This window comes from Flavipsychrobacter sp., assembly GCA_041392855.1.
In the GTDB taxonomy this organism is placed as follows: Bacteria; Bacteroidota; Bacteroidia; order Chitinophagales; family Chitinophagaceae; genus UBA5543.
The window spans coordinates 2,191,578-2,216,830 of the sequence record JAWKLD010000001.1 but is presented as its reverse complement, the minus strand read 5'-3'; the positions used below and the strand labels follow the sequence as shown (position 1 = coordinate 2,216,830).

Annotated in this window: 19 protein-coding genes; 13 read left to right on the top strand and 6 right to left on the bottom strand. The window is 36.6% G+C overall.

Going from position 1 to position 25,253, the window contains the following annotated elements; genetic code table 11:
* Positions 1-2 precede the first annotated feature (2 nt).
* The 7 genes from sprA to paaD all read left to right on the top strand — a co-directional run bounded on the left by sprA (position 3) and on the right by paaD (position 13,232).
* Positions 3-7,451 (top strand): cell surface protein SprA, encoded by a 7,449-nt coding sequence (gene sprA / locus R2800_10320; protein MEZ5017434.1) that lies wholly within the window; start codon positions 3-5, stop codon positions 7,449-7,451.
* 80 nt (positions 7,452-7,531) lie between these two features.
* On the top strand, positions 7,532-8,491 hold the full coding sequence (paaA, locus tag R2800_10315) for a 1,2-phenylacetyl-CoA epoxidase subunit PaaA (protein ID MEZ5017433.1): 960 nt from the start codon (positions 7,532-7,534) through the stop codon (positions 8,489-8,491).
* A 20-nt stretch (positions 8,492-8,511) separates the two neighbouring features.
* Entirely contained in the window at positions 8,512-8,808 is a 297-nt protein-coding gene (gene paaB / locus R2800_10310; protein ID MEZ5017432.1) for a 1,2-phenylacetyl-CoA epoxidase subunit PaaB, read from the top strand.
* A gap of 25 nt (positions 8,809-8,833) precedes the next feature.
* Complete coding sequence (paaC, locus tag R2800_10305; protein MEZ5017431.1) at positions 8,834-9,652, top strand: 1,2-phenylacetyl-CoA epoxidase subunit PaaC; 819 nt, start codon at positions 8,834-8,836, stop codon at positions 9,650-9,652.
* A gap of 58 nt (positions 9,653-9,710) precedes the next feature.
* Positions 9,711-10,406 carry a glycosyltransferase family 2 protein gene (locus tag R2800_10300; GenBank protein MEZ5017430.1) on the top strand — a complete coding sequence of 232 codons (696 nt, stop codon included), beginning with the start codon at positions 9,711-9,713 and terminating at the stop codon, positions 10,404-10,406.
* 2 nt (positions 10,407-10,408) lie between these two features.
* Positions 10,409-12,733 carry a hypothetical protein gene (locus R2800_10295; protein MEZ5017429.1) on the top strand — a complete coding sequence of 775 codons (2,325 nt, stop codon included), beginning with the start codon at positions 10,409-10,411 and terminating at the stop codon, positions 12,731-12,733.
* A gap of 13 nt (positions 12,734-12,746) precedes the next feature.
* Positions 12,747-13,232 carry a 1,2-phenylacetyl-CoA epoxidase subunit PaaD gene (gene paaD, locus R2800_10290; protein MEZ5017428.1) on the top strand — a complete coding sequence of 162 codons (486 nt, stop codon included), beginning with the start codon at positions 12,747-12,749 and terminating at the stop codon, positions 13,230-13,232.
* Here the strand turns inward: paaD and rnc are convergent.
* From rnc to R2800_10270, 4 genes are all read right to left on the bottom strand, one after another.
* A complete protein-coding gene (rnc, locus tag R2800_10285; protein ID MEZ5017427.1) occupies positions 13,219-13,821 on the bottom strand; it encodes a ribonuclease III in 603 nt (200 codons plus the stop codon). The two genes, paaD and rnc, sit on opposite strands and share 14 nt — an antisense overlap.
* A gap of 125 nt (positions 13,822-13,946) precedes the next feature.
* On the bottom strand, positions 13,947-15,209 hold the full coding sequence (fabF, locus tag R2800_10280) for a beta-ketoacyl-ACP synthase II (GenBank protein MEZ5017426.1): 1,263 nt from the start codon (positions 15,207-15,209) through the stop codon (positions 13,947-13,949).
* Positions 15,210-15,237: 28 nt separating this feature from the next.
* Positions 15,238-15,474 carry an acyl carrier protein gene (locus R2800_10275; protein MEZ5017425.1) on the bottom strand — a complete coding sequence of 79 codons (237 nt, stop codon included), beginning with the start codon at positions 15,472-15,474 and terminating at the stop codon, positions 15,238-15,240.
* A 113-nt stretch (positions 15,475-15,587) separates the two neighbouring features.
* Complete coding sequence (locus R2800_10270) at positions 15,588-16,259, bottom strand: ABC transporter ATP-binding protein (protein MEZ5017424.1); 672 nt, start codon at positions 16,257-16,259, stop codon at positions 15,588-15,590.
* Positions 16,260-16,420: 161 nt separating this feature from the next.
* Between R2800_10270 and R2800_10265 the strand changes: the two genes are divergently transcribed.
* From R2800_10265 to R2800_10250, 4 genes are all read left to right on the top strand, one after another.
* Positions 16,421-16,642 carry a DUF2795 domain-containing protein gene (locus R2800_10265; GenBank protein ID MEZ5017423.1) on the top strand — a complete coding sequence of 74 codons (222 nt, stop codon included), beginning with the start codon at positions 16,421-16,423 and terminating at the stop codon, positions 16,640-16,642.
* 106 nt (positions 16,643-16,748) lie between these two features.
* Entirely contained in the window at positions 16,749-18,377 is a 1,629-nt protein-coding gene (locus R2800_10260; GenBank protein ID MEZ5017422.1) for a T9SS type A sorting domain-containing protein, read from the top strand.
* Positions 18,378-18,457: 80 nt separating this feature from the next.
* Complete coding sequence (locus R2800_10255) at positions 18,458-20,086, top strand: T9SS type A sorting domain-containing protein (protein MEZ5017421.1); 1,629 nt, start codon at positions 18,458-18,460, stop codon at positions 20,084-20,086.
* 80 nt (positions 20,087-20,166) lie between these two features.
* Positions 20,167-21,804: a T9SS type A sorting domain-containing protein gene (locus R2800_10250; protein MEZ5017420.1), complete on the top strand. Its 1,638-nt coding sequence runs from the start codon at positions 20,167-20,169 to the stop codon at positions 21,802-21,804.
* A 38-nt stretch (positions 21,805-21,842) separates the two neighbouring features.
* Here the strand turns inward: R2800_10250 and truB are convergent, their stop codons facing one another.
* Positions 21,843-22,535 carry a tRNA pseudouridine(55) synthase TruB gene (truB, locus tag R2800_10245; GenBank protein MEZ5017419.1) on the bottom strand — a complete coding sequence of 231 codons (693 nt, stop codon included), beginning with the start codon at positions 22,533-22,535 and terminating at the stop codon, positions 21,843-21,845.
* Between the two features lie 83 nt (positions 22,536-22,618).
* Between truB and R2800_10240 the strand changes: the two genes are divergently transcribed.
* Both R2800_10240 and R2800_10235 read left to right on the top strand, forming a co-directional pair.
* Positions 22,619-23,698, top strand: coding sequence for a bifunctional 3-deoxy-7-phosphoheptulonate synthase/chorismate mutase type II (locus R2800_10240; GenBank protein ID MEZ5017418.1), 1,080 nt, complete (start codon positions 22,619-22,621; stop codon positions 23,696-23,698).
* Positions 23,699-23,724: 26 nt separating this feature from the next.
* The gene (locus R2800_10235) at positions 23,725-24,513 is read left to right on the top strand and encodes a class I SAM-dependent methyltransferase (protein ID MEZ5017417.1); all 789 of its coding nucleotides are present in this window, start codon (positions 23,725-23,727) and stop codon (positions 24,511-24,513) included.
* Here R2800_10235 and R2800_10230 read toward each other — a convergent pair.
* The gene (locus R2800_10230) at positions 24,510-25,250 is read right to left on the bottom strand and encodes a shikimate dehydrogenase (GenBank protein MEZ5017416.1); all 741 of its coding nucleotides are present in this window, start codon (positions 25,248-25,250) and stop codon (positions 24,510-24,512) included. The genes R2800_10235 and R2800_10230 overlap by 4 nt on opposite strands.
* Positions 25,251-25,253 lie beyond the last annotated feature (3 nt).

Genomic DNA, 25,253 nt, shown 5'->3' with positions numbered 1-25,253 from the left:
AATTGAAGGGTAGTAAGCATTTTGGGTACAAGTTTTTGGCTATAATATCACTATTGGTAGTGATAGCTAATGCTGCTGCGCGAGATTTTGACGATCCATTTTATTTTGATGATCCCGATCCTATAGAAGACTCAACTAATAAAGATTCACTCAGGTTTCCGATATACGATAATACTAATAATCCTGTTGAGCGTCAACCTTCAAGTATCGATCTAAATAGACCATCTAATATAAAGCAGTCAGTTGAGTATGATCCTGATGATAATAGGTACTATTTCTCCGAAAAGTTGAGCGACCGCTATTTAGGTGCGCCTACCTTCATGACCTTTGATGAGTATATAAAATACCAAGCTGAAAAGGATGAACAAAACTATTGGAAAAGAAGACTGGATGCATTAACACTATTTAATCAAAAACCTAAGCTCCCTACAATGTACAAGGAGGGGATTTTTGATAGAATATTCGGGGGTAATACAATTTCTGTAAAGCCTCAGGGTAATGTAGATATAACCTTTGGGGGTAACTGGCAGAATATACAAAACCCTACACTGCCTCAGAGAGCACAGAAGTACGGCATATTTGATTTTGATATGCAAATGAATATCAACTTGCTAGCTACAGTAGGTGATAAGTTGAAACTTAATATAAGTAATAATACTCAAGCTACGTTTGATTTTCAAAATATCCAGAGACTAGAGTATACGGGTAAGGAAGATGAAATCATAAAGAAGATAGAAGCAGGTAATATTAGTTTCGATCTGAATAGTAATTTGATACAAGGAGTACAATCTCTATTTGGACTTAAAACAAGATTACAATTTGGTAAGCTTTGGGTTACAGCTGTATTGTCTCAACAACGATCGAAAAGACAGAGCTTGACAATACAAGGAGGGTCGCAAACACAGAACTTTGCGATAAAAGCAGACGACTATGAGGAAAATCGACACTTCCTTTTATCTCAGTATTTTAAGAATAACTATAACAGAGCACTAAGTAATTTCCCTATAATAAATTCTCAAGTAACCATTAATAAGATCGAGGTATGGATAACCAATAGCACCGGAGCAACAGAGGGTGTTCGTAATGTTGCTGCATTTATGGATCTGGGTGAGGTAGCTCCGCATAAAAATACGCTTATAGGACCTATTAACAATGTGCCATACGGGTTGCCAGACAACTACGTCAATCAATTATATGCAAACCTGCAGCAGAATCCTATCTTAAGAACAAGTGCAAGTGTAATTCCTGGTTTGGATAATGGTATCGATTTTGTGCCGCAGCAAGCTAGAAAACTAAACCCCTCTGAGTATTCTTTTAATCCACAACTGGGTTATATATCTCTTAATACACAAGTCCAACCAAATGATGTACTTGCAGTGGCCTTTAGATATACATACAATGGTAAAGTGTATCAAGTGGGTGAATTTGCAGAAGATTTACCTCCATCAAGAACGGCGCAACCGCAGCAAGGCCAGCAAACTACAGGTAATGCTGTAGCCGATCAAAGAGTTATATTCTTGAAAATGTTGAAAGGGACAGCACCTAACCCTAGATTACCTATTTGGGGGCTGATGATGAAGAATGTGTATGCACTAGGAGGACTTGGCGTTTCTAAAGATGAATTTAGGTTAAACATTTTATACCAAGATCCTGGAGGCGGTGAAAAAAGATATATACCAGAAGGGGATAATGCAGGAGTACCTTTAATAACATTGCTAAATTTAGACAGGCTTAATATTCAAAATGACCCTGCTCCCGATGGTATATTTGACTTTGTAGAAGGGATAACGATCAACACACAACAAGGTAAAATCATATTCCCCGTGCTAGAGCCTTTTGGCGAAGACTTGAAACCTTCACTAGGTACAAGTGCGCCATTGTTAGAAAAAAAGTATTTGTATCAAATACTATACGATTCTACTAAAACTGTAGCACGACAGTTTCAGCAAAATAACAGATACGTAATTAAGGGTTCTTATAAATCAGCTTCGTCTTCTGAAATATTCTTAGGAGGTTTTAATATTCCTCAAGGATCAGTTGCGGTAACTGCTGGTGGTCAAAGGTTAGTTGAAAATGTTGATTACCAAATTGATTATGGTTTAGGCAGGCTAAAAATATTGAATACAGGTATTTTAAATTCAGGTATACCAATTAACGTACAATATGAAGATAATGCCACATTTGGTTTTCAACAGCAAAACTTTATGGGGGCTAGGTTAGATTATTTCGTAAATGATAAATTGATAGTTGGGGGTACTTATATGAGGCTAACAGAGAGACCTTTTACCCAAAAAACAACTTTTGGCGATGACCCTATTAAAAATACAGTAATAGGGCTTGATGTGAACTATCAATCAGAGGTGCCAAGTTTAACTCGAGCGTTAGACAAGCTGCCTCTATTCGCAACAACAGCACCCTCTATAATAAATGTTACTGGGGAAGTGGCAGGGTTGTTGCCTAGCCATCCGAAACAAATTAATGCATTAGATCCAGAAGGGTCGGTTTATATAGACGATTTTGAAGGAACAAGAAGTTCTTATGATTTAAAATATCCACCAACTGCGTGGACACTGGCAAGTACGCCACAAGGAGCAACAGGGCCTAATGGAAATGAATTATTTAAAGAGTCAAAGTTGGTCAATGATTTAGATTATGGTAAAAATAGAGCCAAGTTAGCTTGGTATTTTCTTGAGCCTAATTTGGTTGACCCATCAACTGGCATACCTGATTATGTAAAGTTGGATAAAAGACAACACTATATAAGGCTTATACAACAACAAGATGTTTTTCCTGCAAAGAATACCAACTCTCTTCAAAATGCACTAACAACACTCGACTTAGCGTATTATCCTGATCAGAAAGGGCCATATAATTTTGATGTAGCCGGTGTGACACCTGATGGTAAACTTACAAACCCAAGAAGTAGATGGGGGGGGATAATGAGAGCTATTGATAATAGTGACTTTGAACAGTCAAATGTAGAGTTTATAGAGTTTTGGGTTATGGATCCGTTTATTAACGAGCCTAGCGCAAGAGGAGGGTCATTATACTTAAACCTTGGTAGTGTATCGGAAGATGTACTAAAAGATTCTAAGAAGTTTTTTGAAAACGGTATTGCTTATCCTAAAGATGCAGCAAAACTAGATAAAACAAAGTGGGGGTATGCACCAAAATTCCAGCAACAAATAACACGCTCTTTTGATAATGAGCCCGATGCTCGTACTGCACAAGATGTTGGTTATGATGGTTTAGACAATGATGAAGAGCGTCAATTTTTCTCTCAATATATAAATCAAATAGCAGGTGTTGTTTCTCCACAAGTATTGCAAGGGATACAAGCAGACCCTTCAAACGACGACTATGCCTATTTTAGAAATGCTGAATACGATAACCAAGGAACATTTGTCATAGAACGTTACAAGCGTTTTAATAATCCTCATGGTAATTCTCCAGTATCTGATGCAGGTGCTAATTTTTCTCAAGCAGGTACTAATATCCCAGAATCAGAGGATATAAATAGAGATAACACATTAAGCGAGTCGGAAGATTACTTTGAATACCGTATCGATATAAAACCCAACATGAATGTTGGTACGAACTATATCGTTAATAAGCAAGAATCAAATGTCAAATTACCCAACGGTCAGATAAGTAAAGAAACATGGTATCAGTTTAAAGTGCCTATCAGAGAGTATACGAATAGAGTAGGTAATATCGCAGATTTTCGCTCTATCAGATTTATGCGTTTATTCTTAAGTGATTTTGAGGATAGTCTTGTTATGCGTTTTGCTAGGTTAGATTTAGGGAGGAATAACTGGAGACGATATTTATTTTCTTTGCAAACACCTGGAGAAAATATTCCTGAAGACGATTTAAGAAATGTTGAATTTTCAGTAGCATCTGTAAGTGTAGAAGAAAACAGTGATAGAGAACCAGTTCCTTATGTAATACCACCAGGAGTAAATCGTCAGCAAGCGAATGTAGCTAACGGACAAAATATTCAATTAAATGAGCAGGCATTATCATTACAATTTTGTGGGTTGAAAGATGGTGATGCGAGAGCTGTATTTAAAGAAGTAAATGTAGACATGCGTCAGTTTAGTAACTTACGGATGTTCATTCACGCAGAATCAAGGGTAGGTGTTCCCCCAATACAAGATGGTGATGTTCGTGCTATAGTACGTATTGGTAGTGATTTTACTAATAACTACTATGAATATCAAGTGCCTTTAAAAGTAACCTTGCCAAGTTCTGTAGGCGCTGAAGCGGTGTGGCCGGATGCCAACAAGGTGGATCTGGTTTTAGACGAATTTGTAAGGGTTAAAAATGAACGTAATAATCAAGGGCTTCCATCGTTTGTGCCATTTCAGCAAATTGATGAAAAAGGTAACACTATAATAGTTGTTGGTAATCCTAATATAGGAGATGCTAAAACCATGATGTTGGGTATTGCTAATCCTAAAAAGACAAACGATAGGCTTCAAGATGACGGGTTGCCTAAATGTGGAGAGGTTTGGTTTAACGAATTGCGTATGACTGGGTTAAATGAAACTCCGGGTTATGCAGCATCAGGTAATTTGAGCGTACAACTAGCAGATTTGGGTAATGTAAATCTTGCCGGTAGTATGCATACAGAGGGCTATGGAAATATTGATCAGAAACTGAATCAAAGATTTAGAGATAATTTCTATCAATACAATGCCTCTACTAATCTGAATGTGGGTAAGTTGATGCCAAGAAAATGGGGGGTACAACTACCAGTTTATGTAGGTTATTCTGAAAATATAAGTAACCCTCAATATGATCCTTATGATCTTGATGTAAAATATAAGGATAAATTAAATGATGCTAGAGATGCTGCACATAGAGATTCTTTGCGAAAAGTGGCACAAGACTATACCTCAGTAACTAGTGTCAACTTTTCTAATGTTAGAATACTAGGTAATCCTGAAAAAGTATCTAGTAAAACTAAGCCATGGAGTGTTAAGAATTTTGACGTAAGCTATGCTTATAATCGTCAGTTTAAGAGGAATCCAATTATTGAAAAGGACGAGATAATAGATCAGAAATTAGGTTTAGGATATACATACACAATACAGTCAAAACCTGTTGAGCCATTTAAAAAGTCTATAAAATCTAAATCGCGTTGGCTATCTTTAATTAAGGATTTTAATTTCAATCCTTTACCCGCAAACTTTACTTTCCGTACCGATTTAAATAGAATATTTAACGAAACGCAAGTTCGAAATATTGGCGATGGCTTAATAAAAATTCAACCAACATACTATAAGAACTTTACTTGGGTTCGTAATTATACTACCAGATGGGAGCTGACAAAGTCTCTCTCATTTGATTATAGTGCCACCAACAACTCTCGTATAGATGAGCCATATGGTAAAATAGATACAAAGCAAAAAAGAGATACTCTTTGGAATAGGGTCTCTACATTTGGAAGGAATACTTACTATACACAGCAGTTTAATACTAGCTATAACTTACCATTCCAAAAGCTCCCCGCAACAGATTGGATGAACTTGAGATTGACTTATGGTGCTACTTATAACTGGACAGCTGCCTCTAGACTTACAGAATCTCAAGGTAACACAATAGGTAATACTCAGACGAAACAGATAAATGGAGAACTAAATTTTAGACAACTGTATAATAAGCAGAAATGGTTGAGAACAGTAAACCAGCCTAAACCAAGGAAGCAAAAAACAGGCAAAGATGAAGACGAAAAGGCAAATGGTCAGAAAAATGTAAAGGATTTAAGACCTTCAAAAAGTACAAGTAAAAAGCTAAAAGAAATAAAAGTTGATGGTATAGGCCCTGATGAAATAATATATAATGGTGATACTACAACTATTGATGAATTAGCGTCTCGTTTATCAAATACAGAGTTGGATTCAGTAAAGAAAATATTTAAAGCGCGAGAACTAGCACGCAAAAAAGCAGAGAAAGAAAAGAAAAAGCGTGAAAGAAAAAAGCGTAGAGAGGAGCGTAGAAGAAAACCTTTAGAGGTTAGCGATGCAGAGCGTGTAGGAGGAAGGTTAATAACAATGGTTAAGCGATCGACAATTAATTATACAGAGAATGCTGGCACTATTTTGCCAGGTTATATGGATAGTACAAGATTCTTAGGAATAAATGATCGTAGTAGTGGAGCGCCTGGTTTTAACTTTATATACGGTTATCAACCTGACAGGGCATGGCTGGAGACTCAGGCTTCGCAAAATAGATTGAGTAGAGATACATTGTTCAATGGTCAGTTTCAACAACAGTATTCTCAAAACTTAAGCATTGTTACCACAATAGAGCCTTTGCCAGATTTAAGAATTGACTTGAGTCTTACTAAAACATTTAGCAAAAGTTACAGTGAGCTCTTTAAGGATACAACATTGGCAAATGGTGAGTTTACGCATAATAATCCTTATGCTTCAGGCTCATTCACGGTTTCTTACATTGGTTTAAAAACATTGTTTAAATCATCAAGTGTTAATTCTTCTATCTATCAGCAGTTTTTGGATAATAGACCAATAGTATCAGCAAGGTTGGGACGAAATAACCCATATAATAATGGTGTGCCTGACCCGACCAACCCTATATATGCAAAAGGTTATACCGAATTTTCGCAAGATGTTTTAGTGCCTTCATTTATAGCAGCATATTCTGGGAAAAGTGCACAAGAGGTAGGCCTTATTGATTATAGTAATAGTACGGATACCAGAGCTAATCCATTTAGAAATTACCGGCCATCTCCAAACTGGAGAGCTACATATAATGGTTTAACTAAAATACCTGCTATAAACGATATTGTAAGTAATCTGGTAGTTAATCATGGCTATACAGGTACATTGTCTATGAACAGTTTTGTGTCTACTCTTTTCTATCAGGATATTTTTGATGTGGGCTTCCCTTCATTTATTGATTCTAACTCTGGAAACTTCGTGCCTTTTTATCAAGTGCCTAATATTACCATATCAGAGCAGTTAAATCCACTCATAGGGTTTGATGCATCGTTTAGAAACAATCTAACGGCTAGGTTTGAGTATAGGAAAACCAGAACTGTAAGCTTAAGCTTAATTGATTATCAAATTAGTGAGACTAACAGTACCGAGTACGTAGTAGGATTAGGATATCGTATAAGAGGTATTACACTACCTTTCGAGGTATTTGGCGTTAGAAAGCTAGATAATGACCTGAATGTAAAGGTTGATGTAGGATTAAGGGATGATAAGAGCAGTAATAATTACTTGGCGCAATCTTTAAATGTAGTTACAAGAGGGCAGAAAGTGATAACAATATCACCTTCAGTAGACTATATTGTTAGTGATAGACTTACTTTGAGGCTATTTTATGACAGGAGGCAGAGTATCCCATACGTGACTAGCTCCTACCCGATCACTACAACTAGAGCAGGGATAACCCTGAGGTTCATTTTTGCTCAATAAACTGATTAATATCATATAAGGTAATAAGACATCTTTATCGTTGATGTCTTATCTTTGTTTAGCAATAAAAAACTTAGTAAATGACGGTACATTCTTTTGAAGACGGATTTGAGGAAAAGTTGGCCAAAGAAATAAATATTGAGCCGCAAGATTGGATGCCTGATGACTATCGCAAAACACTAATTAGGCAGATATCTCAACATGCGCATAGTGAAATAGTAGGTATGTTGCCTGAAGGTAATTGGATAACACGTGCCCCAAGTTTGCGTAGAAAAGCTGTTTTATTGGCTAAGGTGCAAGACGAAGGTGGTCATGGTTTATATTTATATAGTGCTGCTGAAACCTTAGGGATAACACGAGATGAGATGCTGGAACAATTGCACACAGGCAAAGCTAAATATTCTTCCATTTTTAATTACCCATCATTAACATGGGCAGATATTGGAGCTATAGGTTGGCTAGTAGATGGTGCGGCTATTATGAACCAGGTGCCTCTATGTCGTACTTCTTATGGGCCTTATGCAAGGGCAATGGTGCGCGTTTGTAAAGAAGAAAGTTTCCACCAACGTCAAGGTTATGAAATATTATTAACCCTTAGCAAGGGTACTGAAGTGCAAAAGAAAATGGCGCAAGATGCCCTTAATAGATGGTGGTGGCCATCGTTAATGATGTTTGGACCTCCTGATGCAGATAGTCCTCACACCGCACAAAGTATGAAATGGCGCATAAAGCGTTTCACTAACGATGAATTACGTCAAAAATTTGTTGATGTTACAGTAGAACAAGCTAGACTAATTGGTTTGACAGTTCCGGATCCTGATTTGAAGTGGAATGAAGAAACAGGGCATTACGATTTTGGCAAAATAAATTGGGATGAGTTTTGGAATGTCGTGAAAGGTAATGGCCCTTGTAATAAAGAAAGATTAAATGCTAGAGTTAAAGCTTGGGAAGATGGCGCTTGGGTTAGAGATGCTGCAATGGCTTATTCTAAAAAACGTAAAGAAAGAGCTGCAAAAACTACTAAACAAAAAGCTGCTTAATATTCTAAAAGATTATCAATATGTCAGAAAAAAACAAAGCAGAATGGCCGTTATGGGAAGTGTTTATTAGAAGCAAGGCTGGGCTAGATCATAAACATGCGGGAAGTTTACATGCTGCAGATGCAGCTATGGCTATAGAAAATGCTAGAGATGTATATACACGTAGAATGGAAGGAGTGAGTATCTGGGTTGTAGAAAGTAATAATATTCACGCTTCAGATCCAGGCGAGGCTGGTGAACTATACGAACCGGCTAATGATAAGATATATCGTCACCCAACATTCTACAACTTGCCAGATGAGTTGAAACATATGTAGTTTTTAATTGAGAAAGATAGGTAAAATGGATAACAAGCTAATATATACACTTCAGTTAGCAGATAATGCTATGGTTATTGGTCATAGGTTAAGTGAGTGGTGTGGTCATGGACCAGTGTTAGAACAAGATATAGCACTTACTAATATTGCATTAGATCATTTAGGGCAAGCAAGAAGCCTATATCAATATGCGGCAAAACAGTATAATGCTTTAACAAAGGAGGAAAAACACAATGCATTTGCATCAGTAAGTATACAACAACTAGCTGCTGAAGGTAAAGATATTGATGAAGACGACCTGCCTTTTTTGAGAGATGCTTGGGACTTCAGAAACGTACTTCTTGTAGAACAACCTAATAATGACTGGGCATATACTATAGTGAGGTCATTTATATATGATACATATAACTACACTCTATACAGTCGACTAAAAAGCAGTAGTGATGAGGTTCTAGCTGCTATAGCAGAGAAATCCTTAAAAGAAGTGAGTTATCATCTGCGTTGGAGTAGTGAGTGGATGATTAGACTTGGTGATGGTACTGCTGAAAGTAAAGAGAGGATACAAAAAGCTTTGAAGGATTATTGGTCATTCTCTGGGGAATTAACAAAACAAAGTGATGCAGAAAAAGAGTTGTCAAAGGCTGGTATTATACCAAATGGAGAGCAAGTTAAAACAGACTTTGATGCAAGAATAAAAGAAATCATATCTGAGGCTACTTTAAGTATACCAGAAGAAGAATGGATGCAAGATGGAGGGAAGACAGGTACTCATACTGAACATATGGGCTTTATATTAGCAGAGCTTCAATACATGCAAAGGGCGTATCCTAACATGGAATGGTAATATCTTTTGTTGTGTTTGCTATTTTTTCATAGCTTACTCACTCAAATGTTAAGATAGTTTGTTAACCATTATTTTACCATGCTATAACCCACCAGAAGGGTGGGTAAACAATGTAGTGCAAAACTATAATAAAATAGTTGCCACTATTCCTGAAGATGTAGAGGTTATTGTTGTTAATGATGGAAGCACACAACCTATATCTGAAACAAGTATACAGAAGCTTTCTTCCGAAATTGTAAATTTTCAATTTATAGATAATAAGAGTAATAATGGCAAGGGCTATGCTATCAGGTGTGGTGTGCCATTTGCTAAAGGCGAGCTGATTATTTATACAGATATTGATTTTCCATACAATTTAGATAGTATTATTGCCGTATATCAAGAGTTACTTAATGGCAAATCTGATATTGTTGCAGGCGTAAAAAGTACAGAGTACTATAATAATGTTCCCTATACTCGTAAAGTTATATCGAAAAGCTTACGCTTTTTGACGAAGTCATTATTGTCATTGCCTATAAGTGATACCCAATGTGGCTTAAAAGGATTTAAAAAACCGGTAAAGCATGTCTTTTTACAGACAACAATTAATAGATATCTTTTTGATATTGAGTTTTTAAGAAACGCGTATAAAAAGAAATATAAAATTACACCAGTAGCTGTAGAACTAAATAGCAATGTAGTTTTTAGAAAAATGAATTATAAAATTCTATTCCCTGAGATGTTCAATTTTATAAAGTTACTGTTTAAAAAATAATCATGAAGCTTTCTTCTAAGCACTTATATTCCCTTACACTTGTAGTGATAGCTATTATCATTACCATATATACACTTTCTTATATGGTAACAAAGCCAAGTACTTCACTTGTCACAATGGGGGGAGATGGTATCAAGAACTATTACTCCTATTTGTATCATGCAGCAAATGGTTCTGGTTTGCATTTTGAAGGGATGAATTATCCTTATGGAGAACATATAGTTTATACAGATGCACAGCCGTTATTATCTGTTCCTTTGGGTTATATAAGCAAGTTGGTTCCGTTGAGCTATAATACTTTGCTTGCTATTTTACATTTATCTCTTGCCTTGTCTTTTTTTTTAGCAATCATTTTTACCTATAAAACACTTATATATTTTAAAATACATCCTATATATGCTATTATAACTAGTGCACTTATTGTGTTAATGTCTCCACAATTATTTAGAATCCATGGTCATTTTGGTTTAGGTTATCAGTCGATGGTTCCTATGCTTTTTTATTGGAATATAAAGTATCATGACACAAAAAAAATAGGCTACATCATACTTCTGCTTTTATTGGGAATAGGTTGCGCTCTATTACATCCATATTGTGCGGCTTTATTTTTTATATGGCTAATGTTGTACGTATTCGGGTACATGTTAATTTATAAACATGTAAGAATAAAAGACAGATTAAAGGATGTTTTGCCAATTAGTATTGCAGCAGTAAGTATTGTGGGTTTTGTGAAGTTGTTCATGTATTTAACAGATAGTAAGATTGGAAGAACAGAGTTTCCGTACGGGACATTGTCAGGCTGTACTGTGGGTAGAGATATATTTACATCTGGCAGCTCTCCAATTTGGCAGGGCCTGTTCGATCTTGGAATAGTAGAGAAAACAAGTAGAGGTGAAGGGCTAGCCTACTTAGGCATAGTAGGTATAACGGTAGTATTAATAGCTTTAATTACTACTATTATCAATACAATAAAGAAAAAGCAAACATTTGAAGTTTCTCGTCAGTTTGGATTTTCTCCTATTTGGTTATTTATTGCTTTGGGGACATTCCTATTAGCTCAAGGTGTCCCATTTGTTTGGAATATGGAATGGCTATTAGATTATATTTCCTCTTTCCGTCAATTTCGAACATTAGGTCGTTTTGCATTCTTGTTTTATTATATAGTATCAATATATGCTGTTGTGCTTTTATACAACCTTTTTATAGAGCTAAAGAAAAAGAACAAAAGACAACGGGCTTATATAATACTATTCTTCACTACTTTATTATGGGGTATAGAAGCTAATGGGTATATCGTGTCATCAAGAAAAGCCGTAGAAAACTCCATGTATAACTACATGTTTGTTTTTGAATATTATGATTGGAAGAAGTTGTATGGCTATCAATGGGTCAATTCTGATGATTTTCAAGGTGTCATCCTTTTGCCATATGTGCATGTTGGTTCAGAAAAAATATGGTTGAATGGTGAGAAGGCATGGGTGTTTACGTTAGGTATTAGTAATGCCTTACAATTAAAGTTGCCGATTGTTAATGTTCATATGTCAAGAACTGCATGGCCTGAAACATACGCCCAAGTTAAAACTATTGGTGGGCCTATTGTCAGTAAACCACTTCTTGATACTATAAAAACTGATAGGCCTTTCCTTGTATTGCATTTAGAAGCTGAAAAGCTAGATCCAGATAGTAAGTATCTCTTGGAGGTAGCTGATTATATTGATACATATGATCAAATCAGTGCTTATATATTATCACCCCAAAAGTTAAGAGTCAAGGATAGTAATTATAGAGATAGTCTGAAAAAAGTAGCCGAAGGCATAGACGCAAAAGATACCTGTTTAGAATGTGCAGATTACCCATACATAGTTGATCATCTTGATGAAGATACTGTTAATAGCTTTTATAGTTCAGGTGCTCGATCAAAAGAAAAACAACAAAGCTCCAATATAAAAACATACAATCTTAAACCACTAACAAAAGCTAAACTCTATGAATTTTCATTTTGGTCTTTAGTGAATAGTTATAACTACCAAACACCTACATTTGTAGTGGAAACATTAAATGACAATGGAGAGGTAACTAGCTTGAATAAAGTAAAGGCAGCATTTAGTGTAGATAATAAAGAGGGATGGCTAAGAGCTAATAGTTATTTTGTGCTACCTGAAAATACAGTGTCTTTAAAAGTAACTGTGCCAAAGGATTACTTTAATAGCTATACATTTCTTGATGAAATTGTGTTTAGGCCAGCTGAGGCTACTACGATTTCAAGGTTCAGTAAAAAGGACTCAACTGTTATAATGGTCAATAATCATATATTAGACACTAAATAGCTAACTTTATATTGTGCTAAGCAAAGAAAAAGTATATGAATGGCTAAGTGCAGTGACCGACCCAGAGGTGCCTGTATTAACTATCTTAGATTTAGGTATAGTAAGAGATGTTATTATAGGAGAAGATAAAGAAATAACTGTAGTAATAACTCCTACATATAGTGGTTGTCCTGCAATGGATATGATAAGTATGCAAATAAGGATGACTTTATTAAGTAGGGGAGTTAGCAAGGTTAATATACAGCAGCAATTAAGTCCTGCCTGGACTACAGACTGGATGAGTGAGGAAGGAAAGATGAAGCTTAAGGAATATGGAATAGCTCCCCCTATTAGAAAATCGAAGGAAGAAATCGGCTTGTTTGAAGAAGATGGTGTCCCTTGTCCGAAATGTGATTCAATAGACACAACTTTAGTCAGTGGTTTTGGACCAACTTCTTGTAAGTCCTTATATAAATGTAATAGTTGTAAGGAGCCTTTTGAACATTTTAAGTGTCACTGATCTTTAAGGCTTTTATTGCTTCCTGTGCAGCAACCTGACCAGCTTCTTTTTTATTAAAACCGTTACCGCTAGCTATTAATTCTCCATTTATCACAATACCAATTGTGAAGATCTTTCTAGAGCCATCATTTTTCTCCTCTAGTGTCTCAAAGCTAATATTATGGTTATTTTTCTGAGTCCAACTAAGTAACTTGTTTTTATAGTTGGTGTCCTTAGATTCTAACAATTCAATATCGATGTATGGTTTTATAATCTGGTTGATTATGAATTTTTTAGTTTTATTAAACCCTTGATCTAAGTAAACAGCGCCTATTAATGCCTCCAATGCATTGCCGAATATATGACTTCTTCCAAGCCCTTTATCATTTTGGTTAAATTGTACTAGCTTCTGCAACCCCATTCTTAAAGCAACATTGTTTAATGTCTCTCTCCTGACAATTTTTGAACGAAGCTCAGTAAGGTAACCTTCAGTTTGATATGGGTATTTTTTGAAAAGATAATCTGCTACTATAGATCCAAGTATGGCGTCGCCTAGAAACTCTAAACGTTCATTATTATGAGAAACCTCTTCAATTTTAGACCGATGCATTAATGCCAATTGATAATAAGGCAAATGCTTAGGTGTATATCCTAACAAGTGTTCTAGTTGGGATACCAATTGTTTATTGGAAGTGAAAAGATGTAGCAGTTTGGACGTAAAGCGTCTCAAAACGTTTAACCTTCAAATTTTTTGAATATAATAGAGGCATTGTGCCCTCCAAACCCAAAAGTATTACTTAAAGCCTTATTGACTATTCGTTCCTGAGCTTTATGGAATGTAAAATTCAATTTAGGATTAAATACAGGGTCTACTTCTGTGGTTAAGTTGATTGTAGGAGGAACTATGTTGTTTTTAACAGCAAGAACACTTGCAATGGCTTCAATGCCTCCTGCAGCCCCTAATAGGTGACCAGTCATAGATTTAGTAGAGCTGATATTTAAATTATATGCATGCTCCCCAAATACTTTCTCTATGGCGGTAATCTCGCTAATGTCTCCTAATGGGGTAGATGTACCATGTACATTGATATAATCAATGTCTTCAGGTTTTAAGCCAGCATCATCAAGAGCATTTTTCATAACGTTGTATGCACCAAGCCCCTCAGGATGTGGGGCAGTAAGGTGGTGAGCATCAGCACTCATTCCTCCACCAGCTACTTCCGCGTAGATAGTGGCACCCCTTTTTTGGGCATGTTCCAACTCTTCTAATATGAGAGAGCCAGCACCTTCACCCATAACAAAGCCGTCTCTTGTTACATCAAAAGGTCTACTAGCAGTTTTAGGGCTATCGTTACGCTCAGAAAGTGCTTTCATAGCATTAAAACCACCAATACCTGCTTGTGTAATAACAGCTTCAGAGCCTCCGGTTACTATAGCATCTGCTTTTCCTAGTCTAATGTAGGTTAAAGCATCAATTAGGCCATTGGTTGCCGAAGCACAAGCACTAACCGTTGCAAAGTTTGGCCCTCTAAAACTATATTTCATAGATATATGCCCTGAGGCTATATCTAGAATAAGTTTTGGAATGAAGAATGGATTGAAACGAGGAGTACCATCACCGGCATTGAAGTTTTGCATTTCTTCAATGAAAGTAATCATACCTCCAATACCAGAAGCCCATATAACACCTATTCGGTCTTTATCTAAGCTTTCGTCGTTTAATCCTGAGGATTCAACAGCCTCGGTAGCTGCTACTAGTGCTAGTTGGGAGAACCTGTCAAGCTTTCTTGCTTCTTTTCTGTCGAAAAAGTCAAGAGGGTCGTAACCCTTAACTTCACAGGCAAATTTTGTTTTAAACTTCTCTGCATCGAAATTCTTAATGAAATCAGCGCCAGACACACCACTAACTAACGCATTCCAGTAATCAGATGCATTGTTACCTATTGGTGTGATGGCGCCGATACCCGTAACGACAACTCGTTTGAACGGAAAATTCATTTAAAAATCTAATTTAGAGTAAGAATAATTACTTAACGTGTTCTTCCAAGTAAGATACAGCTTGGCCAACAGTAGTAATAGTTTCTGCTTGCTCGTCAGGAATAGATATGTTGAATTCTTTTTCGAATTCCATGATCAATTCTACTGTGTCAAGTGAGTCAGCACCCAAATCATTTGTGAAGCTTGCTTCAGGAGTAACCTCTGACTCATCAACACCTAATTTGTCTACTATAATTTTCTTAACGCGATTTGCAATTTCAGACATGATTTAATGCAATTTAATTTTATGGTGCAAAAATATACTTTTTACTAAAAGGTAAAAGCATAATCTTAATTTCTTTGGTAAAAGATACAATCTTTATCTCAATAAAGATACATTTATATCTTCGTATTTATCACTTCTTTTATACTTCCATCCTTCATTACTAGTATTTTATCAGTCATTTTGGCTAATTCATCATTATGTGTAACGATCACAAAAGTCTGGTCTAGTTTTTCTCTTAATTCTAAGAAAAGTTGGTGTATTGCATCGGCATTTGCACTATCTAAGTTACCTGTTGGCTCATCGGCAAATATTATTGCAGGCTTATTAACCAATGCTCTTGCAATTGCAACACGTTGTTGCTCTCCTCCTGATAGTGCAGAAGGCTTGTTATTTACTCTATTTTTTAGCCCTACAGTTGTTAATGCCTCTGTTGCTTGCTCTAAAGCTTCCTTTTTGTCAACGCCTGCTATCCATAAAGGCATAGCAACATTCTCAACAGCACTAAACTCTGGCAACAAATGATGGAATTGAAAAACAAAACCCATGTTACTGTTTCGAAAATTAGCCTGTTTCTTGGCTGGTAAAGAAAATACATCTGTCTCTTTAATATAGACTTCACCACTATCCGGAGTGTCAAGGGAACCTAAAATATGAAGCAAGCTGCTTTTGCCAGCACCTGACGGACCAACAACCGATATAATTTCTCCCTTATCTATTGCTAACGATACATTGTCAACTACAGTAAGGGTGGCATATTTTTTGGTTAAGTTTTTTGCAACTAGCATACTGTAAATATGTTTTAAAAAGGTTGGATTAACAAAAGTACGCTTAGGCTGAAAAAGCTGTTAACAAAAAAGTATTATTTATAAAAATATAAAAGTTTGTAAATCATAATCTAAAACTTACATTTGCTGGAAATAGATAATATAATAAAATAAATTATAATATGTTCTGGAGTTTAGAATTAGCATCACATTTAGAAGATGCACCATGGCCGGCAACTAAAGATGAACTAATAGATTATGCTATTCGTTCTGGGTCTCCACTAGAGGTAGTTGAGAATTTGCAGGAGCTGGATGATGAAGGGGAAATATACGAAGGGATAGAAGACATATGGCCTGATTATCCTACACAAGAAGACTTCTTCTTCAATGAAGATGAATACTAGTCTTTTGATAGCGTATTTAAATATTAAGCCTTGACAATTATAGTCAAGGCTTTTTTGTGTGTAATTGTTTTAAACTAACTTTATACAACATCACAACATTTATCTTATGAAACCTATTAATTCTACTTTAAGAATAAAGAACTCATTGCTGCTCATAGTATTTTCTCTTTTCTCAACAATGTTATCTGCACAAACAGCTCCACCTATACAATGGAAAAAATCGTTTGGTGGTACAAAAACTGATAATGCTTGGGCTGTTGATAATACCCTTGATGGTGGATATATAGTTGCTGGAGGTTCTTACTCATCTGATAATGATGTTGTAGGTAATCATATTCTAGCACCATATGTGCCACATGACGCTTGGGTTATAAGACTAGACAGTAATGGTTCTGTTGTATGGAAGAAATGCTATGGAGCTTATGGTAGCGAGGAGTTTAAAGATGTGATAGCAACTGCAGATGGAGGTTTCTTTTTTATTGGCGAAACCACATCTTATCAAAGTGGTGATGTTACTGGCATTTTTCCAGATACTTGTGCTACATGTTTTAATACTAATATTTGGATGGTGAAGACAAATGCTAGTGGTACAATATTGTGGGAGAAAAGTATTGGAGGTGCTGGACATGATTATGTTAGATCATTAGTGCAAACCCCTGATGGAGGTTTCGCCTTTATTGGTTATTCTAATTCCACTAATGGAGATTTAACTGGTTTAAAACCTGAAGAAAAAGTCTGGGTTGTAAAAATGAATGATACCGGAAAGATACTTTGGCAAAAGATATATGGAGGTAGTAAAATAGAAAGCCCGATAGATTTAAAAAATACATCTGATAGAGGGTTTGTTATTGCATCTATTGCAGATTCTGATGATGGAGATGTAAATGACAGGCAAGGCGGTAGAGATACTTGGGTACTGAAATTGGATAGCATAGGAGCCATGCAATGGAATAAAACCTATGGAGGTTCGAAGGTTGATCAAGGTGGAGGCAGTATAGTTGAATCTGTTGATGGTGGTTACTTGTTTGTAGCTCACCCGCAATCGTCAGATGGAGATATATCTGGGAATAAAGGTGGTTCGGATATTTGGATGGTTAGATTAGATGATACTGGTAAAATATTATGGGAAAAATCATTTGGAGGTTCAGGCTATGATGGATTCTCAAAGGTGATACAAACTCCTGATAGCGGTTTTGTTGTAGCAGGCTTTACTGCATCTAATGACGGAGATGTTACAGTAAATAATGGACCTTCTGACTGGTGGATAGTGAAAACTAATAAAAATGGTGTGAAAAACTGGCAACTAAGTATAGGGTCTACTTTTAATGAAAGACCTTATGATATTGTTCTAGCTAAAGATGGCTATTTTATTACAGGAGGTTCTTCTGGTAATACAGGTGATATGCTTAATACAGGTTTTAAGGGCGCTAGCGATTATTTCTTCGTAAAGCTCAAAGAGAACTTCAAACCCACAACAATTACTAAAGCCATAGGTGATAAAGCTATCAAAGTATACCCATCACCTACAAGCGGACTGGTAAACATCGAATTATCTCAAGGCTATGAAAATGCAGAATTGAAAGTATATGATATGATGGGTAAGTTATTGCAGGTGAATATTAAGCAACAAGGAGCAGTGAGAACTGTAGACCTGTCACAATTTGCATCAGGTACATATATGATACAGGTGATATACGGAGAACAAGCTTCAAGTTATAAAGTACTTAAGCAATAATTAACCTATTGCATGCATACTAAAAGCAGCTCAATATTGAACTGCCTTTTTTGTAACTTCATAATATAAACATATACGATATGAGACCTATTAATTCTATTCAATATGCTAAGAGCATAATTCTACTATTTGTTGTTTCTTTTTTCTCAACAATGTTATCTGCACAAACAGCGCCACCTATACAATGGAAAAAGTCGTTTGGCGGTACAAATCACGATGAAGCCAGAGCCGTAGTAAATACAAGTGATGGCGGTTTTATGATTGGTGGATTTACCACTTCTTCTGATATTGATATTACAGGCAGCAAGGGAGGCGGAGATGCTTGGGTAATAAAAGTAGATAGCAATGGTGCTATTCAGTGGAAAAAAATATACGGTAGTGCTTTAGGCGAATCGGGTTATGATCTAATTGCTACAAGAGATGGTAATTTTCTTTTAGCAGCTAATGCAACTGCTAATGGAGGAGATGTCAGTGGCTATCATCCTAATGGCGTACAACTGAACACCCCTGATGTATGGATAGTGAAATTTGATGATAATGGAAATATTATATGGCAAAACTGTTACGGTGGTGCAGGGAAGGAAAGGGTGTATGCTGTAGCGCAAACACATGATGGTGGATATGCTATTGTAGCGACTACTGATTCATCAGATGCTGATGTGTCAGGTTATCATAAAGGGCCTGATGTAAACGCGACAGATATATGGTTGATCAAGATAGATAGTTTGGGTGTTCTAAAATGGCAGCGTTGTTTAGGTGGTAGCGATCACGATAGGCCGTTAGACATCATCGCTACAAAAGATAAAGGTTTGGTTATTGCAGGTTTTGCTAAGTCAAACGATGGTGATGTGACTACAGCGAAGGGAAAAAATGATGCGTGGGTTATAAAAACAGATAGCTTGGGAACTACCACATGGCAAAAGAATTATGGAGGAACAGAGAATGATAATGCTGCTGCAATAGTAGAGTGTGTAGATGGTGGCTATATGCTGATGGCCGCTACATCATCTAATAATGGTGATGTGACAACGCTAAAGGGGAAAATTTGTACATGGGCTGTTAGGCTAAATGATACAGGTAAGGTGCTATGGGACAAATCGTATGGTGGATCAGAAAGTGAGTTGGCAAAAGGAGTGATACAAACACCTGATAGCGGTTTTGTTTTTATTTCGGAGACAAACTCTAATGATCAAGACGTGTCGGTTGGTAAGGGTAATTTTGATTGGTGGATCCACAAGACAGACCAGCAAGGAGTATTGAAATGGGAAAAATCTCTTGGTACTCTTTTGTCAGATAGAATTGAAGGAATAACACTGGCAAAAGATGGATATGTGTGTGTTGGCTATATGTATGATAATTCAGGTGATCTGCTTAATGAACATAAAGGTTTAGGAGATTGGGTTGTTGTTAAGCTGAAAGAGAACTTTAAAGGTGGTGGAGGAACCACAACCATCAGTAATAATGTATTGGTACCTAATATTAGAGTGTATCCATCACCTACAAGCGGACTGGTAAACATCGAATTATCTCAAGGCTATGAAAACGCAGAATTGAAAGTATATGATATGATGGGTAAGTTATTGCAGGTGAATATTAAGCAACAAGGAGCAGTGAGAACTGTAGACCTGTCACAATTTGCATCAGGTAGATATACGATACAGGTGATATACGGAGAACAAGCTTCAAGTTATAAAGTACTTAAGCAATAATTAACCTATTGCATGCATACTAAAAGCAGCTCAATATAGAGCTGCTTTTTTTGTAACTTCATAATATAAACATATACGATATGAGACCTATTAATTCTATTCAATATACTAAGAGCATAATTCTACTATTTGTTGTTTCTTTTTTCTCAACAATAATACTAGCACAGACAGCCCCTCCTATACAGTGGCAAAAAACATATGGTGGTACTAGCCCGGATTATGCTGAAGTTGTATTAAATACACCCGATGGAGGGTATGTGGTTGCAGGTACTGCAGGCTCTCATGATATAGATGTGGTAGGAAACCACGGCACTAATATCAATGCGCAAGATTTTTGGATCGTAAAGTTGGATAGCAATGGAAATATTCAATGGAAGAAGTGTTATGGTAGCCAATGGAGTGAGTTTGTTTATAGTATAGCACAGGCTAGAGACGGAGGCTATATTGTTACAGGTACTACAGGGGGTGTTGGTGGAGATGTGACAAAGTTTAGAACAAACCCCAACTATACTTCTGAGGATATTTGGGTAATAAAGATATCAGCAACCGGCACCCTAATCTGGGAAAAGAGCTATGGGGGCATCAATTCGGAAAATACAAAGAAGATAGTTCAAGTAAGTGATGGTGGTTATGTATTTATGGGTACAACTTATTCAAACGATGATGATGTTAGTGGTAAACATGGCCCTTCAACTTTGCCAGTAGTTACAGGAGATATTTGGGTAGTGAAAATTGACAGTTTGGGAACCATTAAATGGCAAAAATGCTTAGGTGGCAGTTCTGGAGAAATTGGATGGGATATGCTATTAACTAGTAATGATGGTCTGCTTGTATTGGGTAATGCCTTTTCAACTGATGGTGATGTAAATAAATTAAGGGACAGTAATGATGTGTGGGTGATACAGCTCGATAGTACCGGTAATATTTTGTGGAATAAAACATATGGAGGTAGCAGAAATGATATGGGGTATTCAGTAATAAAGAATATTAATGGTGGTGGCTATGTTATTGCTGGCGAAACTTGGTCAAACAATGGAGATGTTAGTACTGCTAGAAAAGGTGAGTCTGATGTCTGGGTTTTAGGGATAGACGATACAGGAAAAGTGCTTTGGGATAAAAGTTTTGGTGGGTCACGATTTGAGTATGCTGCCAGGATATTGCAAACACCTGACAGTGGTTTTGTTATAGGAGGCATCACTAATTCTAATGATAATGATATATCAGTTAGTAAAGGCAATAATGACTGGTGGATTCTTCGATTAGACAAAATGCATAACCTCAAATGGGAAAAGTCATTTGGTACTTTAGCGTCTGATAAGTTTAATGGAATGACATTAGCCAATGACGGGTATGTGTTGGTAGGCTATATGGCAGACAACTCTGGAGATCATCTCAATTATAAAGGGAAGCAAGACTGGATAATTATCAAACTGAAAGAGAACTTTAAAGGTGGTACTACAAGTATTAGCGCCAATGGGGTTGTTGCTGATATTAAGGTATATCCATCTCCTACTAATGGAATAGTGAACATAGACTTGCCCAAAGGATATGATAAGGTCCAGCTCAAATTATACGATATGCAGGGTAGATTAGTGAAAGAAGTGGAATCGGAAGGGCTGAAAAGAAGTGTTGATCTGTCTGGATTAAGTTATGGAACTTATATGATACAAGTTCAATACCAAGATCAATTAGAAAGTTTTAAAGTGCTGTATAACTAATCAATTATAAAGCCTCCTAAAAGGAGGCTTTATAATTATCATAATATTTTTTCATCTTTCCAAGTCGTAATGAGTTCTTCTATTGTCGCGGCTTCTATTACATCAAACTCTCCGATCTTAGTACGTCTTAACTCTTGTAAGTAGCCTCCGTACCCTAAGGCTGCACCAAAGTCGTTAGCTAAAGAACGGATATAAGTACCTGTACTACAAGCTACTCTAAAATGAACTTCTGGTAGTTCTATTTTCGTTATTTCAAATTCAGTGATGGTAATAGTTCTTGGGTCTAGTTTTACTTCTTTTCCTGCTCGAGCTAGCTCATACGCTCTTTTTCCGCCCTTTTTTATAGCAGAATGTGCCGGAGGCATTTGCTGAATTGTACCTGTAAATTGCTTTGTGGCAGCAAGTATTTTTTCGTTAGAAAGGCCATTCAAGGTTTTGAGGTTCTCAGGTTCACTTTCTAGATCGTAGGTGGGTGTTGTGGCGCCTAGGTGAATAATGCCGGTGTACTCTTTAGGTAGCTTTTGGTAGTCGGTTATCTTTTTGGTGAATTTACTGGTACAGCATATCAATAAGCCTGTAGCAAGTGGGTCTAGCGTACCACAGTGGCCAATTTTTACATGTAATTGTCTTCGTAATTTATTGATCACATCAAAAGATGTCCATTCATAAGGTTTATCTACAAGTATTACACCTCCCTCTTTTAATTCGGAAACACCGGGCAAAGTCTTCATGACGCAAAGATAGCAGTGTGTATTAAATATGGCTATAAAAATTAGACAACTACTAGTAAGTATTTGAGGCCTATATTTGTGGCATGTCCTTTTTTAATACGACAGCAAAACCATTTTTAATAGCAGGTCCTTGTAGTGCAGAGACTGAGGAGCAAGTAATGGGTATAGGTGAGCAATTAAGCAAAATGCCTATAAGCCTTTTTAGGGCAGGTGTATGGAAGCCAAGGACCAAGCCCGGTTCTTTTGAGGGGGTGGGAGAAGATGCTTTAAAATGGCTACAACAGCTTAAAAAGGAATACCGATTGCCAATTACCGTTGAGGTGGCTGAGGCAACACATGTTGAACTGGCGTTAAAATATGGTGTAGATGTGTTGTGGCTAGGTGCTCGCACAACTGTTAATCCATTTCAAGTGCAAAATATAGCAGAGGCTTTAAGAGGTGTGGATATTCCAGTTATGGTTAAAAACCCAGTAAATCCTGATGTGGATCTATGGGAAGGTGCTATAGAGCGCTTAGAGCGTGTAGGTATAAAAGATATTGCAGCAATACATAGGGGGTTTTCTACATATAACGCAGCGTCTATATATCGTAATCAGCCCAACTGGCCCATACCTATTGAGCTCATGAGAAGGCGACCTGAAATGACTATGATCTGCGACCCTAGCCACATAACAGGGAAAAGGGAAATGGTAGCAAATATTTCACAGAAGGCAATGGATATGGGGTACGCAGGTTTGATGATAGAAACACATCAACAGCCTGACGAGGCTTGGAGTGATGCAAGGCAGCAGGTTTCGCCAAGTAGCTTGCAGGAAATTTTAGATAATCTGATAGTAAGAGCAGCGCATGATCCTGCAATGAATGAACGTATGGGGCTAGAGCATTATAGAACTATAATGGACGGTATTGATGCTGAAATTATTGATCTGATTAGTAGAAGAATGGAATTAAGTGATAAGATAGGCTCAATAAAGAATGAGCATAATATGACCGTCTACCAACCTGAAAGATGGAGGGAAATTGTAGAAACACGTGGTGAACGAGCAAAAAACTTGCACCTTTCAACCGATTTCATAGTTGCTGTATATGAACTGATACATAACGAAAGCATAAAAAAGCAGTTACGTATACTGGATAATTTGCAAAAGGATATAAACGCTTAACTTTAATCCCTTTAAACAGTAAAGCATTGGCACTAAAGCAGCATACAGATAATAAGGTTAAGTACGAACAACAAGTAAATAACTCGCGCGAGTATGTATTGCCATTTATTGAAGTCACACACCAGATAAATAATAGTACAAGAGTATTTGAAATTGGATGTGGTGAAGCAGGCGTATTAATACCCTTTTTAGATAAAGGGTGTGAAGTAGTAGGTGTAGATTTAGACTGCCCGAGAATAGATGTAGCTAATGATTATCTGAAAAAGTATGTAGAAGAAGGTAGGGCTACATTTTTATGTAAGAATGTATACGACGAAGATTTTGTAGCCAAGTACAAAGGGTATTTTGACATTATTATACTGAAAGATGTTATTGAACATATCCCTGAGCAAGAAAAGTTTGTCCCTCACATTAAACAATTTTTGAGAGAAGGCGGGCAAATTTTCTTTGGCTTTCCGCCATGGTACATGCCTTTTGGCGGTCATCAACAAGTATGTCGGAACAAAATAGGTATGATGCCTTATTATCACATTTTACCTAAGCCTATTTATATGGGAATTCTGAAGATGATAGGCGAAGATGAACGTATACAAAGAGATTTGGAAGAAGTGTATGATACTCGCATTACGATAGAGCGATTTGAACGTATCATTAAAAGAAGTGGCTTGCAGATAAAGAATAGACAACACTATTTATTCAACCCAATATATAAGTATAAGTTTGGTGTCAATGCTAGAAAGCAATCAGCACTAATAAGTGCTATACCGTTTGTGAGAAACTTTTTAACTACCTGTGTTTATTATACAGTAGGTTAGTCAGCATGCCAAATATTCCAAGAAGCTTCGGCTTGTAATTCCAACATCTCAAGCCCATTCTTAATACTAGCTCCTTTTGTTATCCCATGAGTTAAAAAACGAGTAGTTGTTGGGTTATAGATAAGGTCATATAATAGGTGTTCTTTAGTGATATACTGATATGGTAATAGAGGCTCTGTGTCAATATAGGGGTGCATGCCTAAGGGGGTTGTGTTGATAATGAGTCTATGATTGTCAATAGTGTGTTTATCTAAGTCGCCATAGTTTATACCTTCATTATTTTTTTTTCTTCTTGATACAAATGTGTAGGGTATTTGCATTTTTTTTAATGCATAGGCTATAGCTTTAGATGCACCACCGGTACCTAGTATTAGGGCATTAGTATGTTGAGGTTGAAGTATGTTTTTCAAACTGTTTGTAAAACCTATAGCATCTGTATTAAATCCTACTAGTTTTTTGTTTGAAATTTTGATACAGTTGACAGCGCCTATCTCTAATGCAGCTTCTTCTACCTCGTCAAGAAAGGGAATGACAGCTTCTTTATATGGTATAGTAACGTTTAAACCTAATAGTCCAGGTTCTTCGTTTAGAACCTGAACTATTGAGGATATATCTTTTATAGGAAATAATTTATAGCAAGCATGTATGTTCAGTTGGATAAATTTTCGCTCAAAATATTGAGGAGAAAATGAGTGAGATAGGGGGTATCCAACAAGGCCATAAGTTGCTATTGTCATTAT

Bases quoted from the DNA above. Each gene is read 5' to 3' on its own strand.
- truB (MEZ5017419.1), bottom strand. From the start codon at position 22,535: ATGAAGACTTTGCCCGGTGTTTCCGAATTAAAAGAGGGAGGTGTAATA.
- R2800_10265 (MEZ5017423.1), top strand. From the start codon at position 16,421: ATGTTCTGGAGTTTAGAATTAGCATCACATTTAGAAGATGCACCATGG.
- R2800_10260 (MEZ5017422.1), top strand. From the start codon at position 16,749: ATGAAACCTATTAATTCTACTTTAAGAATAAAGAACTCATTGCTGCTC.
- paaA (MEZ5017433.1), top strand. From the start codon at position 7,532: ATGACGGTACATTCTTTTGAAGACGGATTTGAGGAAAAGTTGGCCAAA.
- R2800_10255 (MEZ5017421.1), top strand. From the start codon at position 18,458: ATGAGACCTATTAATTCTATTCAATATGCTAAGAGCATAATTCTACTA.
- R2800_10240 (MEZ5017418.1), top strand. From the start codon at position 22,619: ATGTCCTTTTTTAATACGACAGCAAAACCATTTTTAATAGCAGGTCCT.
- paaC (MEZ5017431.1), top strand. From the start codon at position 8,834: ATGGATAACAAGCTAATATATACACTTCAGTTAGCAGATAATGCTATG.
- R2800_10230 (MEZ5017416.1), bottom strand. From the start codon at position 25,250: ATGACAATAGCAACTTATGGCCTTGTTGGATACCCCCTATCTCACTCA.
- fabF (MEZ5017426.1), bottom strand. From the start codon at position 15,209: ATGAATTTTCCGTTCAAACGAGTTGTCGTTACGGGTATCGGCGCCATC.
- paaB (MEZ5017432.1), top strand. From the start codon at position 8,512: ATGTCAGAAAAAAACAAAGCAGAATGGCCGTTATGGGAAGTGTTTATT.
- R2800_10250 (MEZ5017420.1), top strand. From the start codon at position 20,167: ATGAGACCTATTAATTCTATTCAATATACTAAGAGCATAATTCTACTA.
- R2800_10270 (MEZ5017424.1), bottom strand. From the start codon at position 16,259: ATGCTAGTTGCAAAAAACTTAACCAAAAAATATGCCACCCTTACTGTA.
- R2800_10275 (MEZ5017425.1), bottom strand. From the start codon at position 15,474: ATGTCTGAAATTGCAAATCGCGTTAAGAAAATTATAGTAGACAAATTA.
- rnc (MEZ5017427.1), bottom strand. From the start codon at position 13,821: ATGCATCGGTCTAAAATTGAAGAGGTTTCTCATAATAATGAACGTTTA.
- R2800_10295 (MEZ5017429.1), top strand. From the start codon at position 10,409: ATGAAGCTTTCTTCTAAGCACTTATATTCCCTTACACTTGTAGTGATA.